At 50.4% G+C, this 681-nt stretch carries 1 pseudogene; it reads right to left on the reverse strand.

Annotated elements, in window-relative coordinates:
• Positions 1-602 (reverse strand): annotated as a pseudogene (locus tag ACLJTG_RS23655) (IS3-like element IS1351 family transposase); the annotation flags it as partial.
• Between the last annotated feature and the right edge of the window lie 79 nt (positions 603-681).

The raw sequence follows: 681 nt of genomic DNA on the forward strand, positions 1-681 counted from the left end.
TTCCGGCGTGGCCAGTGGCGAGGGGTTACGCACCGGCAGCCGTTGTTTGCCCTTACGGCGAAAATTCAGCTTCAGCAGACAATAAATACGGTGGATCCTTTTGTGATTCCACATGTATCCCTGCCGCCGCAGAACCTGAAAAAGCTTCGGAAAACCGTATCGTGGATACCGTTCAGCTGCCGCCTGCAGTGCGGTAATAACGGGTTCGTCACGTGTGTTATCCGGACGGTAATGATAAACCGTTCTGCTCAGGTTCAGGCTCCGGCAGGCCTGACGGATACTGAGTCCGAATGCCGTTATCAGATGAGTGACCAGCTCACGCTTAAAGGCTGGTTTTAAAGCTTTTTTTCGATAACGTCTTTCAGCGCCCGGTTCTCAAGGCTCAGGTCGGCAAACATCTGTTTGAGGCGTCGGTTCTCGTCCTCAAGATCTTTTATCTTTTTAATATCAGAAGGTTCCATGCCGCCGTATCTGGACTTCCAGTTATAGTAGGTGGCCTCAGAGATACCGGCCTCCCGGCAGACATCTTTAACGGTTCGTCCGGCTTCAACCGATTTAATTACGGCAATGCTCTGATGCTCAGTAAAACGGGCTTTACGCATAGCGATCTCCTTCGTTGGCAGATTGATTATGCCGGATGATCTCTAAATGTGAATGGCACGATTATGCGGGATACTTACA

Origin of the sequence: Salmonella sp. SAL00672 (assembly GCF_046552175.1) — a bacterium.
GTDB lineage: Bacteria > Pseudomonadota > Gammaproteobacteria > Enterobacterales > Enterobacteriaceae > Salmonella > Salmonella enterica.